At 45.5% G+C, this 15,725-nt stretch carries 16 protein-coding genes; all 16 read left to right on the top strand.

The genetic code is table 11. The features are described from left to right. Window positions 1–105 precede the first annotated feature (105 nt). Window positions 106–1,392, top strand: a complete 1,287-nt coding sequence (locus AC5W14_RS07810; protein ID WP_496194066.1) for an NfeD family protein — start codon at window positions 106–108, stop codon at window positions 1,390–1,392. Between the two features lie 28 nt (window positions 1,393–1,420). Next, window positions 1,421–2,428: a flotillin-like protein FloA gene (gene floA / locus AC5W14_RS07805; RefSeq protein WP_120193421.1), complete on the top strand. Its 1,008-nt coding sequence runs from the start codon at window positions 1,421–1,423 to the stop codon at window positions 2,426–2,428. Window positions 2,429–2,452: 24 nt separating this feature from the next. Further along, window positions 2,453–3,022 carry a YqfB family membrane protein gene (locus AC5W14_RS07800; RefSeq protein WP_496194065.1) on the top strand — a complete coding sequence of 190 codons (570 nt, stop codon included), beginning with the start codon at window positions 2,453–2,455 and terminating at the stop codon, window positions 3,020–3,022. 192 nt (window positions 3,023–3,214) lie between these two features. Beyond that, the gene (locus AC5W14_RS07795) at window positions 3,215–4,213 is read left to right on the top strand and encodes a PhoH family protein (RefSeq protein ID WP_496058766.1); all 999 of its coding nucleotides are present in this window, start codon (window positions 3,215–3,217) and stop codon (window positions 4,211–4,213) included. Window positions 4,214–4,231: 18 nt separating this feature from the next. Further along, complete coding sequence (gene ybeY / locus AC5W14_RS07790; protein ID WP_496194064.1) at window positions 4,232–4,696, top strand: rRNA maturation RNase YbeY; 465 nt, start codon at window positions 4,232–4,234, stop codon at window positions 4,694–4,696. Continuing rightward, entirely contained in the window at window positions 4,677–5,063 is a 387-nt protein-coding gene (locus AC5W14_RS07785) for a diacylglycerol kinase family protein (protein WP_496194063.1), read from the top strand. Before ybeY ends, AC5W14_RS07785 begins: the two co-directional genes overlap by 20 nt. A 12-nt stretch (window positions 5,064–5,075) precedes the next feature. Beyond that, a complete protein-coding gene (locus AC5W14_RS07780; RefSeq protein ID WP_496058763.1) occupies window positions 5,076–5,465 on the top strand; it encodes a cytidine deaminase in 390 nt (129 codons plus the stop codon). Continuing rightward, window positions 5,462–6,367: a GTPase Era gene (era, locus tag AC5W14_RS07775; protein ID WP_496058762.1), complete on the top strand. Its 906-nt coding sequence runs from the start codon at window positions 5,462–5,464 to the stop codon at window positions 6,365–6,367. Before AC5W14_RS07780 ends, era begins: the two co-directional genes overlap by 4 nt. 25 nt (window positions 6,368–6,392) lie before the next feature. Further along, window positions 6,393–7,151, top strand: coding sequence for a DNA repair protein RecO (gene recO, locus AC5W14_RS07770; protein ID WP_496058761.1), 759 nt, complete (start codon window positions 6,393–6,395; stop codon window positions 7,149–7,151). A gap of 285 nt (window positions 7,152–7,436) precedes the next feature. Beyond that, a complete protein-coding gene (gene glyQ, locus AC5W14_RS07765; protein WP_496058760.1) occupies window positions 7,437–8,330 on the top strand; it encodes a glycine--tRNA ligase subunit alpha in 894 nt (297 codons plus the stop codon). Beyond that, window positions 8,320–10,416, top strand: a complete 2,097-nt coding sequence (glyS, locus tag AC5W14_RS07760; protein WP_496058759.1) for a glycine--tRNA ligase subunit beta — start codon at window positions 8,320–8,322, stop codon at window positions 10,414–10,416. Before glyQ ends, glyS begins: the two co-directional genes overlap by 11 nt. Before the next feature lie 71 nt (window positions 10,417–10,487). Beyond that, a complete protein-coding gene (ccpN, locus tag AC5W14_RS07755; RefSeq protein WP_496058949.1) occupies window positions 10,488–11,135 on the top strand; it encodes a transcriptional regulator CcpN in 648 nt (215 codons plus the stop codon). A gap of 34 nt (window positions 11,136–11,169) precedes the next feature. Beyond that, window positions 11,170–11,982 (top strand): pyruvate, water dikinase regulatory protein, encoded by an 813-nt coding sequence (locus AC5W14_RS07750; RefSeq protein WP_496058758.1) that lies wholly within the window; start codon window positions 11,170–11,172, stop codon window positions 11,980–11,982. A 66-nt stretch (window positions 11,983–12,048) separates the two neighbouring features. Next, window positions 12,049–12,504: a YaiI/YqxD family protein gene (locus AC5W14_RS07745; protein WP_496058948.1), complete on the top strand. Its 456-nt coding sequence runs from the start codon at window positions 12,049–12,051 to the stop codon at window positions 12,502–12,504. Window positions 12,505–12,531: 27 nt separating this feature from the next. Further along, on the top strand, window positions 12,532–14,352 hold the full coding sequence (gene dnaG / locus AC5W14_RS07740; protein WP_496058757.1) for a DNA primase: 1,821 nt from the start codon (window positions 12,532–12,534) through the stop codon (window positions 14,350–14,352). 180 nt (window positions 14,353–14,532) lie between these two features. After that, on the top strand, window positions 14,533–15,651 hold the full coding sequence (gene rpoD, locus AC5W14_RS07735) for an RNA polymerase sigma factor RpoD (protein ID WP_496058756.1): 1,119 nt from the start codon (window positions 14,533–14,535) through the stop codon (window positions 15,649–15,651). The last annotated feature ends 74 nt before the right edge of the window (window positions 15,652–15,725 follow it).

The following is a 15,725-nucleotide window of genomic DNA, read 5'->3' as shown; positions in this document are numbered from 1 at the left end:
TTTAAAGAAATTGAAACGTAACCTGCTGGTATGCGTACATAATAATGCGAGTATATATGTAAAAGAAAAGAAAGAGGGGTGGGGGCTATTCTCATACGTTCTCTTATGTTTTTCATAAGTGCTGCTGTCTTTTTAATCTTTCCTTTCGCCGCGCAGGCAGATGAGGGTGATCTTGTATACGTAATTCCTGTAGAACAGGCGGTAGAACGAGGGCTTGAATCATTTTTGGAAAGATCATTTGAGGAAGCAGAAGAGGCCGGAGCTACTCATGTGATTTTAGAAATAGACACACCGGGTGGTGCTGTTGATGCCGCAGGTAACATAGCAGGCATTGTAAGCGACGCCCCAATGCCGGTTACGGCTTTTGTTACAGAAGAGGCCATGTCAGCCGGTGCTTTTATCGCATTAAATGCGGAGACGATTGCAATGGCGCCGGGAACAGAAATGGGCGCAGCTCAGGTTATTGATGGAGCGGGCAATGCAGCAGAAGATAAAGCCCAATCGGCCTGGACTGCCAATATGACGAATGCAGCAGAGTCTCAGGACAGAGACCCCATTTATGCAGAAGCGATGGCTGATCCGTCCGTAGACCTTCCGGATTACAGAGCTGGAGAAGGGTCTCTGCTTACTTTAACCCCCTCCGAAGCAGAGGAAGTGGGATATGCCGACTATTTAAGCGATGATCGTGAGCAGCTTCTGAATCAGCTTGGGCTCGAAGGCGCCCAGGTAGAAGAACTCAGCGTTAGCTTTGCAGAACAGATTGCACGATTTGTCACAAATCCAGTCGTTATTCCTATATTATTAAGTGTAGGAAGCATTGGCCTTATCATGGCTGTGCTGACACCGGGTTTTGGAATTCCGGGCATTTTGGGTATTGGTTCCCTGTTATTGTTCTTTTTTGGACATTCTATCGCAGGCTTTGCGGGAATGGAATCTATCATTTTGTTTCTCGTCGGCTTGATACTTCTTTTAATTGAATTGTTCGTTCCGGGATTTGGGATTTTTGGATTTCTTGGAATCGCCGCTATGTCAGGCGGATTAATATTGGCTTCTTTTTCTACCACGTATGTTGTCATATCCCTTGCAGTAGCTATTGGTCTGGCTGTTGTACTCGGCATTATTATGATAGTCATGTTTGGAAAAAAAGGACCTATGCAAAAGCTGGTATTAAAAGATACAATGAAAAAGGAAGAAGGATATTATTCCAATCGTGACAGAAATGATCTGCTCCAAAAGGAAGCAGTGGCATTAACCCCGCTTCATCCATCAGGCTCCGCGGTAGTAGACGAGGAACGCATTGATGTGGTGACTGAGGGAGGCTTTATCGAAAAAGGATCGGCTCTCAGAATCGTGAAAGTAGAGGGTACAAGAATCATTGTAAGAAAAATTTAAGGTTCACATTCAAAGGAGGAAGCGGCACATGACAGTAGATTTGACTCTTATTATTGTATTGGCTCTTGTATTAATTGCATTGGCCATTCTATTTACATTCGTACCAGTAGCGCTTTGGATTTCAGCACTTGCAGCAGGAGTAAAGGTGGGCATTTTCCAACTGGTAGGTATGAGATTAAGACGTGTTATTCCTGCACGTATCGTAAACCCAATGATTAAAGCTGACAAAGCAGGACTGGAGCTTTCTTTAAACAAATTAGAAGGCCACTATCTTGCCGGTGGTAACGTAGACCGTGTAGTTAACGCTTTAATCGCAGCTCAGCGTGCGAACATCGAGCTTACATTTGAGCGGAGTGCAGCAATTGACCTCGCTGGACGTGACGTACTCGAAGCTGTACAGATGAGTGTAAACCCTAAAGTAATTGAAACGCCATTTATTGCCGGTGTTGCTATGGATGGTATCGAAGTGAAAGCAAAAGCACGTATCACTGTTCGTGCAAACATAGACCGCCTTGTTGGTGGTGCTGGTGAAGAGACGATCATTGCCCGTGTTGGTGAAGGTATTGTTTCTACTATCGGTTCTTCCAAAGACCATAAAGGCGTTTTAGAAAACCCGGACAGCATTTCCCAGACTGTTCTTAGTAAGGGACTTGACTCTGGTACTGCATTTGAAATTTTATCTATTGATATTGCAGATATTGATATTGGTAAAAACATCGGTGCCGGTCTTCAGACAGACCAGGCAGAAGCCGACAAGAAGATCGCTCAGGCAAAAGCCGAAGAGCGCCGCGCAATGGCTGTTGCACACGAACAGGAAATGCGTGCACGTGTTGAAGAAATGCGCGCGAAAGTGGTTGAGTCAGAGGCAGAAGTACCAATGGCTATGGCCGAAGCGCTTCGTTCCGGTAATCTCGGCGTAATGGATTACATGAATATCCAGAACGTAGAAGCAGATACGGACATGAGAGATTCTATCAGCAAAGGCACAAAGAAAGATCTAAATGATGACAATAACGATTCTGGCCCAATCCGCTAGAATTAGACAAAGAGGAGGCAGCCAATGGATGCTTTCATAGAGTTTTTGCTTGGTAACTTGTTTTTCCTCTTCATTGCGGGAGCGGCTATCTTTTCCCTTGTGAATCGAAGCAAGCAGCGATCCGAAGGAGATAATTCACAAAACAGACCCGGTGGCGGCCAGCAGAAGCGGACTGGTCCCGGTAAGATAGACTGGGAGTCAATCTTTCAGCAGGAAAAACCGGGAGGCAGCCAATCTTCATCAGGTGAACGCCCTACAAAACCAGTCCCAGAAGCAGAAGGGGAGTTTGTGCGGGGAGAGAGCACAACAGATCCTGCTGCCGGCCGGACGGCTCAGTATTATGAAAAAATGGAACAGGCTAAAAAGCGGAGGTCAGAGGCAGAGAAAAATCCTATTGACGATAACTCTCCTATTTTTAACCAGGCATTGGATAGCACGAGAAGTTCACAGAGGCCAGGAAGTTCTTCACTAAAGACCTCTTTTTCTTCTCCATCACATGAAGATGCAAAAAACGGAATTATATGGGCGGAGATTTTGGGAAAACCCCGTTCTCAAAGACCTCATCAAACATCTATATATTCCAAAAGAAAATAGGAAACTGAGCCCTCAGCGGCTCAGTTTCTTTTTGTTTGCTGCGTTTTTTATGATCGGCCGGCCCTTTATAAAAAAGTGGAAGAGAGCAGTGCATCCCTTTGCAAGGGCGGGATAGGGATGGTAAAGTAGGGAAGAGACGAAAGCAACTAGACTAAATCGGTGCAGCCGACAAATCCGAGGAGAATGAGTATATTGGCAGAAAAGCATGTACTATCCTTAGAAGTGAAAGATGCAAACGAAGCACAGCTGCTGTTCGGTCCCAACGATATTCATTTAAAACGGCTGGAAGAAAAGCTGAATGTATCGATTGTGACACGGGGAGAGAGCTTAATTATTTCCGGAGAAAAAAAAGATGCAGATACGATATCGGAAGTAATGGGTTCGTTAATTGACCTTCTAAGAAAAAACGTAGAGATTACAGAAAGAGATGTAATCTATGCTATACAATTATCCAAAGAAGATAAAATAGATCAGCTGAACACGCTTCACCAGGAAAAAATTGCAGTGAATACAAAAGGGAAGCCTATTGTTGTTAAAACATTAGGGCAGCAGGAATATGTGTATGCTATCCGCAGACGCGACATGGTTTTTGGAATCGGTCCTGCCGGTACAGGGAAAACGTACCTTGCTGTGGTCATGGCAGTGAATGCACTTAAAGATGGCAGTGTAAAACGCATTGTACTGACAAGGCCTGCGGTGGAAGCTGGAGAAAGCCTGGGATTTCTACCGGGCGATTTAAAAGAAAAGGTGGATCCGTACTTGAGGCCGCTGTATGATGCCCTGCATGATGTATTCGGCCTGGAGCATACAAACCGCTTACTGGAGCGCGGAACGATTGAAGTGGCCCCCCTTGCCTATATGAGAGGCCGAACGCTGGAAGATGCTTTTGTCATTCTCGATGAAGCACAGAACACAACAAAAGAACAAATTAAAATGTTTATTACGAGACTGGGCTTTGGATCAAAAATGGTGGTGAATGGAGATCTGACTCAAGTTGATCTTCCTAAAGGCCAGCAGTCCGGTCTCCGGGTGGCGATTAATATTTTAAAAAACGTCGATTCGATAGGCTTTATTTACCTGAAGCCGACCGATGTAGTAAGGCATACGCTCGTGCAGCAGATTTTAGAAGCATATGATGAAGCCGATCCGCAAAAGCAGCTGAATGCTGTGGAAACAAAGAAAACACTATAAACACAATGGAGGCAGGCTATGGCAGTAACAATCGATATTAACGACGAAACAACAGAAGTATCCGAACAGTCCTTGACGCTGCTAGAGGAAGTACTTCAACTGGCAGCCGGGATGGAAGCAATCAAAGGGGAAGCAGAACTTTCTGTTACGATTGTGACCAATGAAGCAATTCAGGAAATTAATAAAGAATACCGTGGAATAGATAAGCCTACTGATGTAATCTCCTTTGCACTTGACGATGAAGAACCTTTTATGGAGGGCGAAGATGTGCCGCATCTGCTGGGTGACATTGTCATCAGCCTTCCACGTGCCGTAGAGCAGGCAGAAGAGTACGGCCATTCTTTTGAGAGGGAGATTGCTTTCCTGGGAGTACACGGCCTGCTTCATCTGCTTGGCTATCTGCACGACAGTGACTCGGAGGAAAAAGAAATGTTTGCCCGTCAGGAAGAGATACTGCAGGAATATGGGCTTAAACGGCAATAAGCAGCGCAGGACGAAACGGCTGCTGTTATCTTTTCGGTACGCAGCCAGAGGAATGAAGGAAACTGCAAAAAATGAGGCAAACATGCAGTATCATCTAGCAGCTGCCGCAGCAGTATTCGTGCTTGCCCTGCTCGTTCCATTTCCATTATGGAAATGGAGTGTCCTGCTTCTTACAATCGGTATTGTGCTTTCGCTTGAACTGCTGAATACAGCAATAGAGAAAACGGTTGACCTGGTTACGGAGCAGTATCACCCCCTCGCTGAAAAAGCGAAAGATGCTGCGGCTGCCGGAGTGTTTATATTTACAATAATAGCTGTCCTTATTGGCGTCCTGCTGTTTGCAGAGCCTTTGAGCGCATGGCTGTAAGAGGAGAATTTTATGGAAACGTTAATTGAACAGGCAAAACAGGTAAGAGAATTCGCTCATGTGCCTTATTCGCAATTTAAGGTCGGAGCCGCCCTAAAAACAAAAAGCGGCTCAGTATATACGGGATGCAATGTAGAAAATGCATCTTACGGGTTAACCAACTGTGCTGAACGTACAGCGGTTTTCAAAGCAGTCAGCAGTGGAGACAAGGATATTGAAGAGATTGCCATTGTAGCTGATACAGAGGCTGCTGTTGCCCCGTGCGGTGCATGCAGACAGGTTCTCTCCGAATTTATGGCACCGGAAGCTGTCATTATTTTAAGCAATTTAAAAGGAAATATAGTGAAAACTACGATGCAGGAGCTTCTGCCGGGAGCTTTTCAGGCAGGAGATATGAGATGACAGACAACGTATTTAAATCAGGGTTTGCTGCATTAATCGGCCGGCCGAACGCCGGCAAGTCCACTCTGTTAAATCATGTGATCGGCCAAAAAATTGCGATCATGAGCGATAAGCCGCAGACAACAAGAAACAAAATTCAGGGGTTTTACACGGACGAACATTCCCAGATTATTTTTATTGATACCCCAGGCATTCATAAGCCTAAGCACAAGCTTGGAGATTACATGGTGCGGATGGCAACAGAAACACTTAGAGAAGTAGATATTATTCTTTATTTGATTGATGCTACAGAGAAGTACGGTCCCGGTGAAGAATACATTATTAATAAATTAAAAGAAACATCAACGCCGGTATTTCTTATTGTAAATAAAATTGATGAAATGACACCGGAACAGGTTATGCAGGTAATCGAAAAGTACCGTCATTTATATGATTTTGCCGAGATAGTGCCGGTATCTGCTTTAAAAGGCAATAACGTAGAGACAATGATGGAGCAGATTCTCGAGTACATGGAAGAAGGTCCTGCTTACTATCCGGAAGATGAAATTACAGATCATCCCGAGCGTTTTATCGTAAGCGAATTAATCCGGGAAAAGGTGCTGCAGTTAACCCGCGATGAAATTCCTCATTCGGTCGCCGTTATTATAGAAGAAATGAAAGAACGAAAAGGCGGGGCTGTGTATATATCGGCTGTTATTGCCGTCGAACGCTCTTCACAGAAAGGCATTATTATCGGAAAGCAGGGTGCCCTTTTGAAAAAAATCGGCGAGCTGGCCAGGCAGGATATTCAGAAACTGCTAGGTTCCAACGTGTACCTGGAGCTCTATGCCAAAGTAGAGAAAGATTGGAGAAACAGCTCCTACCAGCTTAAAGAACATGGATATGACCAGAACGATTATTAACGTTACGTAAAAAAGGATCGATGTCATGCTGAAAAAAGCTGAAGGAATAGTGATTCGAACCGTTCCATACGGAGAAGCGGATGTAGTGCTGACATTGTACACCAGAGAGGCCGGGAAAGTGGCCGTTATGGCAAAGGGAGCCAAAAAGCCAAAAAACCGGCTCGCCGGGGCAGCCCAGCCTTTTGTTTACGGCATTTTTCTCTATTACAGCAGCTCCGGCATGAGTTCGCTCAATCAGGCAGATATTATTAAGTCCTACCGCCACATTCGGGAAGATTTGTGGAAAGCGTCTTATATCGCATATGCAGCCGAGCTTCTTGATAAGCTGACCAACGACCGGGAAACGAATCCCTTTTTGTTTGAACTGTTCTGGCAGATTCTCGAGCATGTGGAAGAAGGCGACGATGCCGAAACGCTTATACGGATTTTTGAACTGAAAATGACAGATGCAGCGGGTATCAAGCCGCAGCTGGATCAATGTATCAATTGTGGAAACAAAGAAGGGACGTTCAGCTTTTCCATCAGGGGAGCGGGGTTTCTCTGCCACCGCTGCAGTCACCGCGATGAATACCGGATGGATATCAGCCCAAAAGCGATCCAGCTGCTGCGTACCTTTTACTATCTGGATTTAAAGCGTCTCGGCAGCATTACGCTGAAACCGGAAACCAAAAAAGAACTCCGTCAGGTCATGGATACCTACTACGAAGAGTATTCCGGCCTTTACCTTCGCTCCAAGCGGTTTATGGAGCAGATGGAAAAATGGAATCCTGTGGAGGATACTTGACAGAAAGTATGGATTTAAGTATGATTCAACTACATTTAATAGTGCATTGAAGGGAAATAGTACTCTTTCTCTAAACAATCAGCGAGCGCAGGATAGTGGAAGCTGCGCTGTTTATGAAGACGAAGGCATCCTGGAGCATATAAAACGAAGAGCGGCTTTCTGCTGTCCGGCAGAAAGCAAGTAGGGTGGAACCGCGGAGCATACAACCGTCCCTATACCATAGATGTGGTATAGGGACGGTTTTTTATGTGCTTAAAAAAAGTAGTTATTCAATGGAGGGATTAGATGAACGTTCAAGATATGATTTTAACGCTTCAGAAATTTTGGTCCGATCAAAACTGCATTCTGATGCAGGCCTATGATGTAGAAAAGGGTGCGGGAACGATGAACCCAATGACTTTTTTAAGAAGCATCGGCCCGGAGCCGTGGAATGTGGCATACGTGGAGCCTTCAAGACGTCCGGCTGATGGGCGTTACGGAGAGAACCCCAACCGTTTGTACCAGCACCACCAGTTTCAGGTCATTATGAAGCCGTCTCCACCGAATATACAGGAACTGTACTTAGAAAGTCTGGAAAAGCTCGGAATTGATCCGAAAGAGCATGACATCCGCTTTGTGGAGGATAACTGGGAAGCGCCTACGCTGAGCGCCTGGGGCCTGGGCTGGGAAGTCTGGCTCGATGGTATGGAAATTACCCAGTTTACTTATTTTCAGCAGGTTGGCGGGATGGAAGCAAGTCCGGTAGCTGTCGAAATTACGTACGGCATCGAAAGACTGGCTTCCTATATCCAGGACAAGGAAAACGTCTTTGATCTTACATGGGTGGACGGCTTTTTATACGGAGATATTTTCAAACAGCCGGAATACGAGCATTCCAAATATGCGTTTGAAGTAGCAGATGCAGCAATGCTTTTTAAAGAATTTGATACGTACGAAAAAGAAGCAGCAAGAGCCCTTGAAGAGGCGCTTGTCTTTCCCGCATATGATTACGTGCTCAAGTGCTCCCATACCTTTAACCTGCTCGATGCAGGAGGCGCCATCAGCGTAACGGAAAGAGCCGGCTATATCGGTCGGGTCAGGCGTCTGGCCAGAAAATGTGCCACATCTTATTATCAGGAAAGAGAGCGTCTGCAGTTTCCGCTGCTTAACGAAAAGGAGGAGTCTTCCCATGGCGAATAAAGACTATTTACTGGAAATCGGCCTCGAAGAAATGCCGGCCCGCTTTGTAACAGATGCTATGCTGCAGCTGGAAAGCAGAACAGCGGCATGGCTGAAGGAAAAAAGAATTGCCTATCAAGCTATTGCCGTATTTTCCACCCCAAGAAGGCTTGCGGTCCGTATTGAAGGGGCAGCAGATTCACAGGAAGATATTGTAGAAACGAAAAAAGGGCCCGCACGCCGGATTGCCCAGGCAGAGGATGGATCCTGGACGAAGGCGGCTGTCGGTTTTGCGAGAGGCCAGGGCCTGTCTGAAGATGATTTGTATATCGAATCCGTTAAAGATGTAGAGTATGTATTTGCTAAAAAAGAAGAAAGGGGACGACCAACGGCTGAACTTCTTCCGGAACTCGGGACAGAAGCATCCAAGATGACATTTCCAAAAAGCATGAAGTGGGGAAGCCACTCCATGCGCTACGTACGGCCGGTACAGTGGATTGTTTCTTTGTACGGTACAGATGTGATTCCTGTGGAGATGGCAGGAGTTCAGGCAGGCCGTGAAACGAGAGGCCATCGTTTTCTTGGAGCTAATGCAGTGATTGAAAGCCCGGCTGCGTATGAAGCTGTCCTTGAAAAAGAATGGGTCGTCGCAGAACCGTCCGAACGAAAAGAAATGATCCGTAAGCAGATTGCCGAGATTGAAGAAAAAGAAAACTGGCTTGTACCTATAAACGAAGACCTGCTTGAAGAAATAAACAACCTGGTGGAGTATCCGACCGCTTTGTCGGGCGCATTTGATGCCTCCTACCTGGAGCTTCCCCAGGAAGTACTGATTACTTCTATGAGAGAGCACCAGCGCTACTTTCCGGTAGAGGACGAAAATGCCCAGCTGCTTCCTAATTTTGTAACCGTACGTAATGGAAATACAGAGCATATTGAAAACGTTCGAAAAGGAAATGAGAAAGTGCTGCGGGCCCGGCTTGCCGACGGCAGATTCTTCTACGAAGAAGATCAGAAACTTCCTCCCGAGCAGGCAGCGGCAAAGCTCGACAATATTGTATATCAGGAAAATCTTGGTACGATAGGGGATAAAGTACGACGCATTCAAGGACTGAGCCTGGCTGTGGCAAAAAAGATCAGCCTGTCGGATGAAGCACAGGAAAACATTAAACGTGGAGCGTTGTTATCCAAGTTTGATCTGGTCACCCTTATGGTGGATGAGTTTACAGAGCTTCAAGGTATTGTCGGCGAAAAGTATGCGCTGCTTGCTGGAGAGAATGAAACCGTGGCAGGCGCGATAAGAGAGCACTATCTGCCGCGTTTTGCAGGAGATATGACACCTTCCTCAAAAGAGGCGGCGGTGATTGGACTCGCTGATAAAATGGATACGGTCGTCACAGCGTTTGGTATTGGAGCGGTCCCTTCAGGGTCGCAGGATCCCAATGGTATTAGAAGACAGGCGGCAGGAGCCGTTGCGATTATGCTGGCTCAGGAGCTTCCGGTTACGATAGAGGGGATGATTCAGCAGACGATGGAACTGGCTGCAAAAGCAGGCGTACTGAAGCGTCCGGAAGAGGAGCTTGCTGTGGAACTTCAGGAGTTCTTCAAACAGCGGATCCGTAACCTTCTGCTGGATCGTTCGATCAGCCATGATGTCTGCGATGCTCTTCTACAGGGAGACATAGGCTATATGTATATTTTAGTAAACAAAGCGGAGTTCCTGCAGGCGCAGAAAAATAAAGCGTCCTTTAAAGAAACGGTGGAAGCATTAAGCCGTATAACGAACATTTCAAAAAAGGCGTCTACAGAAGCGGTTTCGGTGCAAAGAGACTTAATGGAAAACGACCAGGAAAAACAGCTGATGAAAGCCCATGAAGAACTGGCGTCTACTCTTCCGTCCCTGCTGCAGGAAAACCAAATGGAAGCCGCACTGCAGGAGCTGGAAAAGCTTTCCCCTGCCATAAATGATTATTTTGAGCACGTTATGGTAATGAGCGAAGACGAGGCAGTTAAACAGAACCGTCTTGCACAGATGGTGCAGATTGCCGGGCTCATCCAGACCTTTGCAGATTTCAGATTTCTTGTGTTTACCGAGGCGGCACGCTAAGAAGTCTGCATAGTCAGCGCCGGTCCGATAAGATATAATAAAAGATAGACTAACATAGCATGTCGTATGTTATGAAGGCGGTGTTGACCATTCAATTAACAAAAAGACAAGAATTTATAGTAGATATTGTAAAAGCAGAAGGGCCCATTACCGGAGAGCATATTGCAGACAAGCTCTCTCTTACGAGAGCAACTCTCCGGCCCGATCTGGCGATTCTTACAATGTCCGGGTATCTCGATGCTAGGCCGAGAGTCGGCTATTTTTATACAGGGAAAACAGGCACGCAGCTGCTTAATGAAAAAATCAGGCAGATTACGGTAAACGAATATCAATCCATACCCGTTGTCGTAAACGATGCAAGCTCTGTGTATGATGCGATCGTAACCATGTTTCTTGAAGATGTGGGAACGCTCTTTGTTGTTAATGGGAAGTCCTCTTTAGTCGGGGTGCTCTCCAGAAAAGATCTGCTGCGTGCCAGTATCGGCAAGCAGGAGCTCGAAGCAATGCCGGTAAGCATTATTATGACAAGAATGCCTAATATAACGGTCTGCAGCAAAGATGATTTAATTATAGAAGTAGCCAGCAAGCTGATCGAAAAACAAATTGATGCACTTCCTGTTGTAAAGGACCAGAAAAATGGGGAAATGGAAGTGACAGGAAGAGTAACAAAAACAAACATTACAAAACTTCTTGTTGATCTGGCCCATGACGACATGTGACGAACGTACGGAGGCATCTGGAAAGGGAGGAACTATGGTAAAAACAAAACCAAGACCAATCGTTTATGTAGTGTCTGATTCCGTTGGAGAAACGGCTGAGCTTGTAGTAAAGGCTGCAGCCAGCCAATTTGGGGAAAAAGGAATGGAAATACGCCGGATTCCCTACGTAGAAGATGAGGGCACTATTGATGAAGTAATTGAACTGGCAAGAGAAGCACATGCGATGATTGCGTTCACTTTAGTGATTCCCGATAAAAATCAATACTTACTGGAGCGCGCTGCAGAAGCCGGAGTAGAGACAGTGGATATTATCGGCCCGATGCTCGATAAAATGGTGAACATGACAAATACGCAGCCAAAGTATGAACCGGGGCTGGTTTACCGCCTGGATGAAGATTATTTCCGCAAAGTGGAAGCGATCGAATTTGCAGTGAAATATGATGATGGAAGAGATCCACGCGGCATCATGAAAGCCGATATTGTGCTTGTAGGTGTATCCCGAACTTCAAAAACCCCACTGTCGCAGTATCTGGCCCACAAAAGGCTTAAGGTGGCAAATGTGCCTTTAGTCCCTGAAGTTGAGCCTCCGGAAGAGCTTTATAAGATTCCGGCGGAAAAATGTATCGGCCTGCGAATCAGTCCGGAAAAGCTTAACAATATCCGGGCCGAACGATTGAAAGCACTTGGTCTTCGACCGGAAGCAAGCTATGCAAGCCTGGACCGTATTAATCAGGAACTTGTTTACTCAGAGAAAATAATGGACAAAATCGGCTGTACAGTGATCGACGTATCCAATAAAGCAGTAGAAGAAACTGCTAATTTAATTTCCAATATGTTTCAAAAATAATAAACAACTGCTGCCGTACTATCAGACGCCGGCAGTTGTTTCACATTCACAGCGGAGGCGGTACCTATTATAATTTATACGGATGCAGATGCCTGCCCTGTCAAAGAAGAAATTGATGCACTTGCACAAGCCCGGCAGATCCCTTCATTATTCGTGCACAGCTACGACCATGTTTCCTCCAAACCGTATTATTCCAAAGCAGTTATGGTGGACAGCGGCCCGGAAGCGGTCGACATGTATATAATGAACCATATGAAAAAAGAAGATATTGCGATCACGCAGGATCACGGCCTCGCTGCGCTGCTTCTGCAAAAAGGAGCGGCCGTTCTTTCCCCGAAAGGACGAGTATTCCGAAAGGAAGAAATAGATACGCTTCTTGCCGGAAGATATGAAGGCCTTCTGATTAAGCAGGGAAAGCTTAAGAAAAAGGGCCCGCCGCCGTTAAAAGCAGCGGATAAAAAACAGTTTAAAGAGTCACTTGCCTCATTTCTGGAGGCAAGGCACAGCGGTATGTCCCAATAGGCTGCTTGTAAAGGAAGAGGATAGAAAATGGCACAACGTATCCCTGAACAAACAATTAATGAAATCCGGGACTCCCTGGATATAGTTGATGTAGTCAGTGACTATGTCTCCCTGAAAAAACAAGGTAAGCACTATTCAGGGCTGTGCCCTTTTCATAATGAGAAAACCCCATCATTTACGGTATCATCAGATAAACAACTGTACCACTGCTTTGGCTGTGGGGCCGGAGGAAATGCCATTACGTTTGTAATGGAAAAAGAAAACCTCCCTTTTGTAGAAGCAGTTGAAAAACTGGCCGGAAAAGCAAATATTCCGCTTCCGGAACAGGCGGGGACGGCTTATCAGAAAGAAGAAGAGGCCAGTCCGCTGTGGGAAGCGCATGAACTTGCCGCAAGGTATTACCATCATCTTTTAATGAATACCGAACAGGGAAAAGAAGCATATGAATACCTGCTGAACAGAGGCGTTACGGTGGAACAGATGGAAACCTTCCGGCTGGGCTATTCTCCCAATCAACCGAGAATGCTCAAGGAGCTCCTTGAAAAAAGAGAGTTTGATATAGAGGAAATGGTGAACGGGGGACTTCTATTCAGAAGAGAAGCAAGCTGGGATGTATATGATCGTTTCCGGCACCGGATTATGTTTCCTATTCATAACGCCAAAGGAAAAGTGAAGGCGTTCGGGGGCAGGTCCCTTGGCGAACAGGAACCGAAATATTTAAATTCACCGGAAACCTCCATCTTTTTAAAACATGAATCACTCTATGGTATTCATTTGGCCCGTGGTCCAATACGTAAAAAAAACCAGGCTGTTCTTTTTGAAGGCTATGCAGATGTTATTGCAGCAGCGGGTGCAGGAATAACCAACGGCGTGGCCGCACTGGGGACTTCTTTATCTGAAAGACAGGTACAGTGGATCAGAAGAAATACAGACCAGGTTCTTTTATGCTATGACGGAGATGAAGCCGGACAGAAAGCGGCCTGGAAAGCAGCGGCTTTGTTTGAAAAAGAAAAAGTGAATGTACAGGTAGCTCTGCTGCCTGATAAAGTAGACCCGGATGATTATATTAGACAACACGGAAGCGAAAAATTTAAAAAGGATATCTTATCTTCTTCTGTATCGATTACTTCTTTTAAGATGAAATACCTGCGTAAAAATAAAAACCTTAATAATGAAGGAGATAAACTGGCTTACGTCGAAACCGTAATTAAGGAAATAGTAAAACTGCCTGGTGCTGTAGAGCAGGATATTTATTTGAGGCAGCTGGCAGAAGAATTTTCTTTATCTCTCGATGCACTGAATGAAGAAAAAGACCGGCTCACCAAGGTTCGCCGGGAACCAAACCGGCCTCCATCTTCGTATATGGAAGAACCGCCGCCGGCGCCGATGCCGGAACCCAACTCTTATAAGAAGAATCAGCTGCTTCCGGCCTATATGAACGCAGAAAAGCAGTTAATCGCCCATATGCTGCAGGATCAGAACACCGCGTTTCGGGTGCAGGAAGTACTTGGGGGAGAATTTAACTTTGATGCTCATATGGCAATAGCGGCCCACCTCTATGCTTATTATGCTGAAGGAAATGACCCGGATGCCGGTGAATTTTTATCCTATTTAGAAGACGGGGAACTTAGAAATATTGTATCGGAGATATCATTGCTTGACATTCAGGCTGATTTATCGGAAAATGAAATGTCTGACTATGTCTATCAGATTAAGAGATACCCGGAAAGGGTATTGGTTAAAGAGAAAGAACGAAAGATCAAAGAAGCAGAACAAAGAAAAGATTATGAAACTGCCCTCAGGCTTGCTATGGAGCTGTTGGAGCTTCGTAAATCATCAGGATTATAACAGCGGTTCTTCCAGGCTATTCCTCTCTCTCCATAAAGGAAAATAGCCCTATTTTTTTGCAGGCAGTTTATTGGAATCCACTGGCAGAGATATGCTAGAATCAAATTCTAACTGCATTAGAATAATGAACAATAGAGATAAATAATGGAATTAATGAGATGAACGGAAGGAGGGGATCGAATGGCTGAGAAACCGATCCGCCCATTGGCGGAAGGCGATATGTCCATCGATCAAGTAAAAGAACAATTACTAGAAGCAGGTAAAAAACGTGGAAATTTATCCTATGCGGAAATTTCTGAGAAGCTTGCCCCTTATGAGCAGGATTCAGAGCAAATGGATGAATTTTTTGAATACCTCGGCGAGCAGGGAGTAGATATTCTCAACGAAGGGGAAGAAGTTGTTCCAAGCATGGATCGTGTAGCTAAAGAGGAAGAACTCGACCTCAATGACCTGAGCGTTCCTCCGGGCATTAAGATTAATGATCCCGTTCGTATGTATTTAAAAGAAATAGGACGCGTGCACCTGCTTTCTGCGAAAGAAGAAGTGTCCCTGGCGAAGCTTATTGAAGAAGGAGACGAGGAAGCCAAGCGCAGACTTGCAGAAGCAAACCTCCGTCTTGTTGTTTCTATTGCCAAGCGTTATGTTGGACGCGGCATGCTCTTTCTCGATTTAATTCAGGAAGGCAATATGGGGCTGATCAAAGCCGTTGAAAAGTTTGACTACAACAAAGGGTATAAATTCAGTACCTATGCTACATGGTGGATCAGACAGGCTATTACACGCGCGATTGCCGACCAGGCGAGAACGATTCGGATTCCTGTGCATATGGTGGAAACGATCAATAAACTGATCCGTGTCCAGCGTCAGCTTCTACAAGACCTTGGACGCGAGCCTTCTCCGGAGGAAGTATCCAAAGAAATGGACTTAACACCGGATAAGGTAAGAGAAATTTTAAAGATTGCCCAGGAGCCGGTTTCTCTTGAAACACCAATTGGTGAAGAAGACGATTCCCATCTCGGCGACTTTATTGAAGATCAGGAAGCATTGGCTCCATCTGATGCTGCAGCATATGAACTTCTCAAAGAACAGCTTGAAGATGTACTTGATACGCTGACAGATCGTGAAGAAAACGTTCTTCGTCTACGTTTTGGACTGGATGATGGGCGTACAAGAACGCTTGAAGAAGTGGGTAAAGTATTTGGTGTAACGAGAGAAAGAATCCGCCAAATTGAAGCAAAAGCTCTTCGGAAGCTCCGCCACCCAAGTCGGAGTAAGCGTTTGAAAGATTTTCTTGATTAAATAAATATCTGTAAAGCCGCCGATCCGGCGGCTTTTTTTAATGAAAACTTATATATTTTTTTGACTTTTCGACT

Source organism: Sinobaca sp. TMA16-18 (assembly GCF_059510535.1).
Note: the sequence above shows the minus strand (reverse complement) of the source record. Positions and strands in the feature narration are given on the sequence as shown.

What these genes read in the sequence shown, in the direction of transcription:
- recO (WP_496058761.1), top strand. Translation starts at nt 6,393, where the DNA reads ATGCTGAAAAAAGCTGAAGGAATAGTGATTCGAACCGTTCCATACGGA.
- floA (WP_120193421.1), top strand. Translation starts at nt 1,421, where the DNA reads ATGACAGTAGATTTGACTCTTATTATTGTATTGGCTCTTGTATTAATT.
- AC5W14_RS07810 (WP_496194066.1), top strand. Translation starts at nt 106, where the DNA reads ATGTTTTTCATAAGTGCTGCTGTCTTTTTAATCTTTCCTTTCGCCGCG.
- AC5W14_RS07750 (WP_496058758.1), top strand. Translation starts at nt 11,170, where the DNA reads ATGGTAAAAACAAAACCAAGACCAATCGTTTATGTAGTGTCTGATTCC.
- dnaG (WP_496058757.1), top strand. Translation starts at nt 12,532, where the DNA reads ATGGCACAACGTATCCCTGAACAAACAATTAATGAAATCCGGGACTCC.
- AC5W14_RS07785 (WP_496194063.1), top strand. Translation starts at nt 4,677, where the DNA reads ATGGGCTTAAACGGCAATAAGCAGCGCAGGACGAAACGGCTGCTGTTA.
- ccpN (WP_496058949.1), top strand. Translation starts at nt 10,488, where the DNA reads ATGAAGGCGGTGTTGACCATTCAATTAACAAAAAGACAAGAATTTATA.
- era (WP_496058762.1), top strand. Translation starts at nt 5,462, where the DNA reads ATGACAGACAACGTATTTAAATCAGGGTTTGCTGCATTAATCGGCCGG.
- AC5W14_RS07780 (WP_496058763.1), top strand. Translation starts at nt 5,076, where the DNA reads ATGGAAACGTTAATTGAACAGGCAAAACAGGTAAGAGAATTCGCTCAT.
- glyQ (WP_496058760.1), top strand. Translation starts at nt 7,437, where the DNA reads ATGAACGTTCAAGATATGATTTTAACGCTTCAGAAATTTTGGTCCGAT.
- AC5W14_RS07800 (WP_496194065.1), top strand. Translation starts at nt 2,453, where the DNA reads ATGGATGCTTTCATAGAGTTTTTGCTTGGTAACTTGTTTTTCCTCTTC.
- glyS (WP_496058759.1), top strand. Translation starts at nt 8,320, where the DNA reads ATGGCGAATAAAGACTATTTACTGGAAATCGGCCTCGAAGAAATGCCG.
- rpoD (WP_496058756.1), top strand. Translation starts at nt 14,533, where the DNA reads ATGGCTGAGAAACCGATCCGCCCATTGGCGGAAGGCGATATGTCCATC.
- ybeY (WP_496194064.1), top strand. Translation starts at nt 4,232, where the DNA reads ATGGCAGTAACAATCGATATTAACGACGAAACAACAGAAGTATCCGAA.